Raw genomic sequence first — 423 nt, forward strand, 5'->3', positions numbered from 1 at the left:
GGTCATGGTTCTGATCTTGTTGTTGAGGCCTTCGTGGCGACCGTTGGAGAGTTTCCTGGTGACGGCGGCGTAGATCCCTTTGGTGTGAGAGCGGATGGTCGCCGCGGCCTTGGTGAACTCGCGGATGTTGGATTTGGCGGCGAGCTCGCACCAGGTGGTGATCATCTCCATGACGTCCGCGGGGTTGAGGTCGCCGGCGAAGACTTCCCGCAGGGATTCCTTGAGTTGGTAGGCGTCCCAGAGCAGCCCTCCGGTGCGTTCGAGCCCGGCCAAGGTGAGCTGTTGCTTTTCGGTGAGGTTCTGTGGGTTTTTCAGCAGTACCCAGCGGGTTCCCTTGAACTTCTTCGCGATGTCCTGATCGGGCAGCTCACGGGTGCGTTGCCAGATGGAACGGCGGAAGGCTTCCAACGCGTTCGTGGCCAG

At 61.0% G+C, this 423-nt stretch carries 1 protein-coding gene; it reads right to left on the bottom strand.

Annotated elements, in window-relative coordinates; translation table 11 throughout:
- Positions 1-423: ISL3 family transposase (locus AAGW05_RS18580; protein ID WP_411806039.1), on the bottom strand; the 423-nt coding region annotated here is incomplete at both ends.

It is taken from the genome of Arthrobacter sp. LAPM80 (genome assembly GCF_046736435.1).
Taxonomy (GTDB): domain Bacteria; phylum Actinomycetota; class Actinomycetes; order Actinomycetales; family Micrococcaceae; genus Specibacter.